7 protein-coding genes and 1 pseudogene are annotated in these 7,712 nt (G+C 70.0%); 7 read left to right on the top strand and 1 reads right to left on the bottom strand.

The annotated features are described in order from the left end of the window. A pseudogene (locus NQ160_RS10060) lies at positions 1 to 248 on the top strand (ArsR family transcriptional regulator); the annotation flags it as partial. A gap of 49 nt (positions 249 to 297) precedes the next feature. Here the strand turns inward: NQ160_RS10060 and NQ160_RS10055 are convergent. Then, the gene (locus NQ160_RS10055) at positions 298 to 1,683 is read right to left on the bottom strand and encodes an MFS transporter (RefSeq protein ID WP_257515105.1); all 1,386 of its coding nucleotides are present in this window, start codon (positions 1,681 to 1,683) and stop codon (positions 298 to 300) included. Positions 1,684 to 1,794: 111 nt separating this feature from the next. Here NQ160_RS10055 and NQ160_RS10050 point away from each other — a divergent pair, with 111 nt between their 5' ends. The 6 genes from NQ160_RS10050 to NQ160_RS10025 form a co-directional block, all read left to right on the top strand. Then, positions 1,795 to 3,270: a fumarylacetoacetate hydrolase family protein gene (locus tag NQ160_RS10050; RefSeq protein ID WP_257515104.1), complete on the top strand. Its 1,476-nt coding sequence runs from the start codon at positions 1,795 to 1,797 to the stop codon at positions 3,268 to 3,270. A gap of 1 nt (position 3,271) precedes the next feature. Continuing rightward, positions 3,272 to 3,946: a GntR family transcriptional regulator gene (locus tag NQ160_RS10045; protein ID WP_257515103.1), complete on the top strand. Its 675-nt coding sequence runs from the start codon at positions 3,272 to 3,274 to the stop codon at positions 3,944 to 3,946. A 27-nt stretch (positions 3,947 to 3,973) separates the two neighbouring features. Next, positions 3,974 to 5,488 carry a 5-carboxymethyl-2-hydroxymuconate semialdehyde dehydrogenase gene (gene hpaE, locus NQ160_RS10040; RefSeq protein ID WP_257515102.1) on the top strand — a complete coding sequence of 505 codons (1,515 nt, stop codon included), beginning with the start codon at positions 3,974 to 3,976 and terminating at the stop codon, positions 5,486 to 5,488. A gap of 31 nt (positions 5,489 to 5,519) precedes the next feature. Further along, positions 5,520 to 6,656: a 3,4-dihydroxyphenylacetate 2,3-dioxygenase gene (gene hpaD, locus NQ160_RS10035; protein ID WP_257515101.1), complete on the top strand. Its 1,137-nt coding sequence runs from the start codon at positions 5,520 to 5,522 to the stop codon at positions 6,654 to 6,656. Positions 6,657 to 6,712: 56 nt separating this feature from the next. Continuing rightward, a complete protein-coding gene (locus NQ160_RS10030) occupies positions 6,713 to 7,498 on the top strand; it encodes a fumarylacetoacetate hydrolase family protein (protein ID WP_257515100.1) in 786 nt (261 codons plus the stop codon). Then, positions 7,483 to 7,712 (top strand): aldolase/citrate lyase family protein (locus NQ160_RS10025; RefSeq protein ID WP_306853013.1); only part of this gene is annotated, 230 nt, incomplete at its 3' end. The genes NQ160_RS10030 and NQ160_RS10025, both read left to right, overlap by 16 nt.

The following is a 7,712-nucleotide window of genomic DNA, read 5'->3' as shown; positions in this document are numbered from 1 at the left end:
CGGTGCCGCTGCCGCTGCCGGCGGCGCTCGTCGACCAGGTCACCGCCGCCGCCGAGCGCGGCTACGCCATCAGCGCCGACGAGGTGATCCCGACGGTGCAGTCGGTGGCCGTGCCGCTGCGACTGCGCGCGCCGGCCCGCCCCGCGGCGATCGCCGTCGTGCATGTGGGCGGCCAGGCCGACCCCGCAACCATCGCGCAGCGGTTGCAACGCTCGGCCGGCGCGATCCGCGAGGCCCTGGACGGGTGACGACGGAGGGCCCGGATGCTGCGGCATCCGGGCCCTCCGCATCAGCGGGTCAGGCCCTCGACAGCCCGTAGATCGGGCTCTTGGCCTGCTCCTCCTCGTGGTCGGGTCCGAGGGGAATGCCGCTGCGGTCGCGCAGCAGCAACGTGGCCACCAGCCCGAGCAGGGTCATGCCGACGAGGTAGAAAGTCACGGCATCGGTCGACCCCGTCGCCTGCACGAGCGCCTGCGCGATCGTCGGAGCGAACGCACCACCGAGGATCGCGCCGATCGCGTACGAGATCGACACCCCCGAGAACCGGATGGATGCCGGGAACAGCTCGGCGTACAGCGCCGCCTGCGGCCCGTAGGTGAATCCGAGGCCGGCGGTCAGGAGCACGAGCCCCAGGGTGAGCAGCTCGATGCTGCCGGTGTTCACCAGCGGGAACAGGGCCAACACGCCCGCGAGCTGCAGCCCCCAGCCGACGAGGTACGTGTTGCGGCGGCCGATCTTGTCGCCCGCCCAGCCGGCGATCCAGGTGAAGACGAGCCACGACACGGCGGAGATCGTCACCGCGCCCAGCACGTCGGCGGTCTGCAGACCGACCGGACCCTCGGGGTCGGTCGCGTAGCGCTGGATGTAGCCACCGGTGGTCATGTAGCCGATGGCGTTGTTGCCGGCGAAGACGAGTGCAGCGATGATCACGAGCAGCGCGTGCTTGCGGAACAGCTGCACGATCGGCATGCGCGTCTGCTCCTTGCGCTCGGCGAGCTCGGTGAACACCGGGCTCTCCTCGACCTTCTTGCGCACGTAGTAGCCGATGAGGATCAGCACGAACGACAGCAGGAACGGAATGCGCCAGCCCCACTCGAGGAAGGCGTCCCCCGGAGCGATGACGGCCATGAGGCCGAGCATGCCGCTGGCCAGCAGCAGACCCAGCGGCACGCCGATCTGCGGCGAGGCACCGAACAGGCTGCGCTTGCCCTTGGGTGCGTGCTCGACGGCCATGAGCACCGCGCCGCCCCATTCGCCACCCGCGGAGATGCCCTGCAGGATGCGCAGGAAGATCAGCAGGGCGGGGGCGGCGATGCCGATCGCGGCATACGTCGGCAGCAGACCGACGAGAGTGGTCGCGACGCCCATCAGCATGAGGGTGAGCATCAGTACCAGGCGGCGACCGTACTTGTCACCGAGGTGCCCGGCGAGGAAGGCGCCGAGCGGGCGGAACAGGAAGCTGATGCCCACCGTGATGAAAGAGAGGATCTGCGCGAACTCCTCGCCGGCGGGGGCGAAGAACAGCTGGCCGAAGATCAGGCCCGCGGCGGAGGCGTAGAGGAAGAAGTCGTACCACTCGACGGTGGTACCGACGACCGTGGCGAAGACAACCCTCCTGCGGTCCTTCGCGACGGCGATCGTGCCGGTAGGGGTGAAGCCCGAGGTGGGCGTGGGGTGACTCATCGTTGTGACTCCCAGGGGGTGACGGCTCTGTCTTGTGTCGGGTCCTCCGGGGTTGCCGGCGGTGGCATGATCATATACGATTTCGAATACGACGCAAGGGCGAGGGAGCTCATGACTATCGACACCACCACCGATCCCCGGTTCGCCGGCCTTCCCGGCCGCCCCGGCAAGATCATCGCCGTGCACCTGAGCTATGAATCGCGCGCCGCTCAGCGCGGGCGCCGCCCGGCCGCCCCGTCGTACTTCTTCAAGGCATCCAGTTCCGTCGCCGCATCCGGTGGCACGGTGGAGCGACCGCAGGGCACCGAGCTGCTGGCCTTCGAGGCCGAGATCGCGCTCGTCATCGGCACCACCGCCCGTCGCGTCCCCCTCGCCCGCGCCTGGGAGCACGTCGGCTGGGTCACCGCCGCCGACGACCTGGGCCTGTACGACCTGCGCGAGGCAGACAAGGGCTCGAATGTGCGCTCCAAGGGCGGCGACGGGTTCACCCCCATCGGCCGCGACCTCATCGACGCGCGCTCCGTCGACCCCACGGGACTGCGCGTGCGCGCCTGGGTCAACGGCGAGCTGCGGCAGGAGGGGACGACGGCCGATCTCATCTTCCCGCTGGCCCAGTTCGTCGCCGACCTGTCCCAGCACTTCACCCTGGAGCCGGGCGATGTCATCCTCACGGGCACGCCGGCCGGCTCGTCGGTGATCGAGCCGGGCGACGTCGTGGAGGTCGAGGTGGATGACCCCGAGTCCGGAGCCACCTCCGGCCGCCTCACCACGACCGTCGTCGCCGGCCCCGCCGTGTCGTTCGACCCGGCGCTGGGCACGCTGCCTGCCGTCGACGACACCCAGCGCGAAGAGGCGTGGGGCTCTCGCGAGGAAGCGGGGCTTGCCGCCCGCGGCCTCGACCCCGAACTGCGCGGCAAGCTCGAACGCATCCCCGTCGCCGCCCTGTCGCAGCAGCTGCGCAAGCGCGGCCTGAACAACGTGACCGTCGACGGCGTGCGTCCCACCCACCCCGACCGCAAGCTCATCGGCATCGCCAAGACACTGCGCTTCGTCCCGGGCCGCGAAGACCTCTTCGCCGCGCACGGTGGCGGGTACAACGCGCAGAAGCGGGCGTTCGACGCCGTCGCCGAGGGCGAAGTCATCGTCATCGAGGCGCGCGGCGAAGCGGGGTCCGGGACCCTCGGCGACATCCTCGCGATCCGCGCGCACGCCCGCGGCGCGGCCGGCATCGTCACCGACGGCGGCGTCCGCGACGCCGAGGCGGTGGCCGCCGTCGGCATCCCGGTGTACTCCGCCGGCGCGCACCCCGCCGTCCTCGGCCGCAAGCACGTGCCGTGGGAGACCGACGTCGCCGTCGCCTGCGGCGGCACCACTGTGCTGCCCGGCGACATCATCGTCGGCGACGCCGACGGCGTGATCGTGCTCCCGCCCGCCATCGCGCAGGAGGTCGCCGACGCGGCGCTCGCGCAGGAGGACGAAGACGCCTGGGTCGCCACCCAGGTCGCCGCGGGGCACCCCATCGACGGGCTCTTCCCGATGAACGCGCAGTGGCGCGCCCGATACGACGCCGAGCGGACGGGCTCCTGACATGGATGCCGTCAGCAAGTCCCAGCGGGCCTACCAGTGGATCAAGGAGCGCATCGCCGGCCAGGAGTTCACCCCCGGCTACCGTCTCGTGCTCGGCTCCATCGCCAGCGAGCTCGACATGAGCGTCGTGCCGGTGCGCGAGGCCATTCGCCAGCTCGAAGCAGAAGGGCTGGTGACCTTCGAGCGCAACGTCGGCGCGCACGTGGCGATGGTCGACGACTCCCAGTACCGCTACAGCATGCAGGCGCTGAGCGTACTGGAGGGCACGGCGACCGCGCTGGCATCCCGCGCCATCACCGAGTCCGACATCCGCGAGGCCCGCGCGGTCAACGAGCAGATGGTGAGGCGCCTGTCCGACTTCGAGCCGCGGGCATTCACCGCGCTGAACCAGCGCTTCCACGAGATCCTCTTCGCCAAGTGCGCCAACCCCCGCATGCTCGAACTCGTGCAGGCGGAGTGGGCGAGGCTCGGTCACCTGCGCGACTCGACCTTCACCTTCGTCCCCGGTCGCGCGCAGGAATCGGTGCGCGAGCACGAGGAGATCCTGCGTCTCATCGAGACCTCCGCCCCGCTGGGCGAGATCGAGCAGGCCGCCCGCCGGCACCGGGCGACGACCCTCGACGCCTACATGATCCACGAGCACCCCGACGAGACCCTGCGTCTCCCGGCGTTCTGACCTTTCCGACGACCTGGAGGAACCGACATGACCGACGCACCCGCGCTGGACCGGCGCCACGTCCCCGCCGATCTGCCCGACCGCATCCGCCACTACATCGACGGGGCGTTCACCGACTCCGTCGACGGCGACACCTTCGACGTGCTCGAGCCGGTCTCCAACGAGGTCTACGTCACGGCCGCCGCCGGCAAGAAGGCCGACATCGACCTGGCCGTCACCGCCGCCCGGCGCGCGTTCACCGAGGGCCCGTGGCCCAAGATGCTCCCCCGCGAGCGCTCGCGGGTGCTCCACCGCATCGCCGACCTCGTGGAGGCGCGCGATGCCCGACTGGCGGAGCTGGAATCCTTCGACTCCGGCCTGCCGATCACGCAGGCCCTCGGCCAGGCCCGCCGCGCCGCCGAGAACTTCCGCTTCTTCGCCGACCTGATCGTCGCGCAGTCCGACGACACCTTCAAGGTGCCGGGACGCCAGATCAACTACGTCAACCGCAAGCCGATCGGCGTGGCCGGGCTCATCACCCCGTGGAACACCCCGTTCATGCTCGAGTCGTGGAAGCTCGCCCCGGCGCTGGCCACCGGCAACACCGTCGTGCTCAAGCCCGCCGAGTTCACCCCGCTGTCGGCGTCGCTGTGGGCCGGTATCTTCGAGGAGGCAGGGCTCCCGCAGGGCGTGTTCAACCTCGTCAACGGCCTGGGCGAGGATGCCGGCGACGCACTGGTCAAGCACCCCGACGTGCCCCTCATCTCGTTCACGGGCGAGAGCCGCACCGGGCAGATCATCTTCGGCAACGCCGCGCCCTACCTCAAGGGCCTGTCGATGGAGCTCGGCGGCAAGTCGCCGGCGGTCGTCTTCGCCGACGCCGACCTCGACGCTGCGGTGGATGCCACGATCTTCGGCGTCTTCTCCCTCAACGGCGAGCGCTGCACCGCAGGCAGCCGCATCCTCGTGCAGCGCGACATCTACGACGAGTTCGTCGAGCGCTACGCCGCCCAGGCCCGCCGCGTGAAGGTCGGCTACCCGCACGACCCGGCCACCGAGGTCGGAGCGCTCGTGCACCCCGAGCACTTCGAGAAAGTCATGGGCTACATCGAGATCGGCAAGACCGAGGGGCGCCTGGTCGCCGGCGGCGGCCAGCCGGAGGATTTCGCCTTCGGCAACTTCGTCGCCCCCACCGTCTTCGCCGACGTGGCGCCCGAGGCCCGCATCTTCCAGGAGGAGATCTTCGGACCCGTCGTCGCGATCACCCCGTTCGACACCGACGAGGAGGCGCTGGCGCTGGCCAACGACACCAAGTACGGCCTGGCCGCCTACGTGTGGACCAACGACCTCAAGCGCGCCCACAACTTCTCGCAGGCGGTCGACGCGGGCATGGTGTGGCTGAACTCCAACAACGTGCGGGACCTGCGGACGCCCTTCGGCGGCGTCAAGGCCTCCGGCCTCGGCCACGAGGGCGGCTACCGCTCGATCGACTTCTACACCGACCAGCAGGCCGTGCACATCACCCTCGGCGCGGTGCACAACCCCACCTTCGGCAAGAACTGACCCACTCCGCCCGGATAGCAAGGACGCTGACATGACCCACCGCGACGACATGACCCTGACCTCCTCGGGGTTCTACGTCTCCCAGGAAGCCCCCATCCACACCGACGACCCGGTGCCGACCCCGTCGGTTCCGGCCCCGGACATCCTGCGCTGCGCCTACATGGAGCTCGTGGTGACCGACCTCGCGGCATCCCGCGAGTTCTACGTCGACGTGCTCGGGCTGTACGTGACCGAGGAGGACGACGACGCGATCTACCTCCGCTCGACGGAGGAGTTCATCCACCACAACCTGGTGCTGCGCAAGGGCGACGTCGCCGCGGTCGCCGCGTTCTCGTACCGCGTGCGGTCGGCGGAGGACCTCGACAAGGCGGTCGCGTTCTACACCGAGCTCGGATGCCGCGTCGAGCGCCGCCCCGAGGGCTTCGTCAAGGGCATCGGCGACGCCGTGCGCGTGGAGGACCCGCTGGGCTTCCCCTACGAGTTCTTCTTCCAGACCGAGCACGTCGAGCGCCTCGCCTGGCGCTACGACCTGCACACCCCCGGTGAGCTGGTGCGCCTGGACCACTTCAACCAGGTGACCCCCGACGTCCCCCGTGCCGTGAAGTTCATGCAGGACCTCGGCTTCCGCGTGACGGAGGACATCCAGGACGACGAGGGCACCGTGTACGCCGCGTGGATGCGCCGCAAGCCGACCGTGCACGACACCGCCATGACCGGCGGCGACGGCCCCCGTATGCACCACGTGGCGTTCGCGACGCACGAGAAGCACAACATCCTCGCGATCTGCGACAAGCTCGGAGCCCTCCGCCGATCGGATGCCATCGAGCGCGGTCCCGGCCGCCACGGCGTCTCCAACGCGTTCTACCTGTACCTGCGCGACCCCGACGGGCACCGCGTGGAGATCTACACGCAGGACTACTACACCGGCGACCCCGACAACCCGGTGATCACCTGGGACGTGCACGACAACCAGCGCCGCGACTGGTGGGGGAACCCGGTCGTGCCGTCCTGGTACACCGAGGCCTCCCTCGTGCTCGACCTCGACGGCAATCCGCAGCCCGTGGTCGCGCGCACCGACAGCAGCGAGATGGCCGTGACGATCGGCGCCGACGGGTTCTCGTACACGCGCCCCGGCGACGGCGAACGCAAGCTGGGCCACCAGCTCTGACCCCCGGTCGGAACCACGTTTCGTCTCGTACGCTGACCAGACCGAAGGAGACACCGATGCTGCCCCCCGACACGATCGCGGCGATCGCCACCGAGCTGGCTGAGGCCGACCGCACCCACGGGGTGATCCGCCGCATCACCGCGCGCCACCCCGAGGCGACCGTCGAGGACTCCTACGCGATCCAGGGCGTGTGGCGCGACAAGAACCTCGCCGCCGGGCGCCGGCTGATGGGGCGCAAGATCGGGCTCACCTCCAAGGCGATGCAGCAGGCCACGGGGATCTCGGAGCCCGACTACGGCGTCATGTTCGACGACACGGTCTACGCCGACGGCGCCGAGATCCCCGTCGACCACTTCTCGAACGTGCGCGTCGAGGTGGAACTGGCTTTCGTGCTCAAAGAGCCGCTCGAGGGCCCCGACTGCACCCTCGACGATGCGCTGCGCGCGATCGACTACGCGGTGCCCGCGTTGGAGATCCTCAACTCCCACATCGAGCTCGAGGGCCGCACGATCGTCGACACCATCGCCGACAACGCCGCCTACGGCGCCATGGTGCTCGGCAGCACCCGGAAGCGTCCGGACGAGATCGACCTGCGCTGGGTGCCGGGCGTACTCTCACGCAACAGCGAGATCGAGGAGACAGGGGTCGCCGCCGGCGTGCTCGGCCACCCGGCTGCGGGTGTGGCCTGGCTCGCGAACAAGCTGCACCAGCACGGCGCACGGCTCGAGGTCGGCGAGATCATCCTGGCGGGATCCTTCACCCGGCCCGTGTGGGTCGGGCGAGGCGACACCGTGAGCTGCGACTACGGACCGATGGGAGTCATCACATGCCACTTCGTCTGACACCGACGTTCCGTCATGATCTCGCCGCGGCATCCCGCCCTCTCGCCGGCATGTGGGTGTGCTCGGGGTCGCCGATGGTGGCGGAGATCTGCGCCGGGTCAGGGCTGGACTGGCTGCTCATCGACATGGAGCACTCGCCCAACGGGCTCGGATCGGTGCTCGCTCAGCTGCAGGCCGTGGCCGCGTATCCCATCACGCCGGTGGTGCGTGTGCC

Source organism: Microbacterium sp. zg.Y909 (assembly GCF_024626565.1).
Note: the sequence above shows the minus strand (reverse complement) of the source record. Positions and strands in the feature narration are given on the sequence as shown.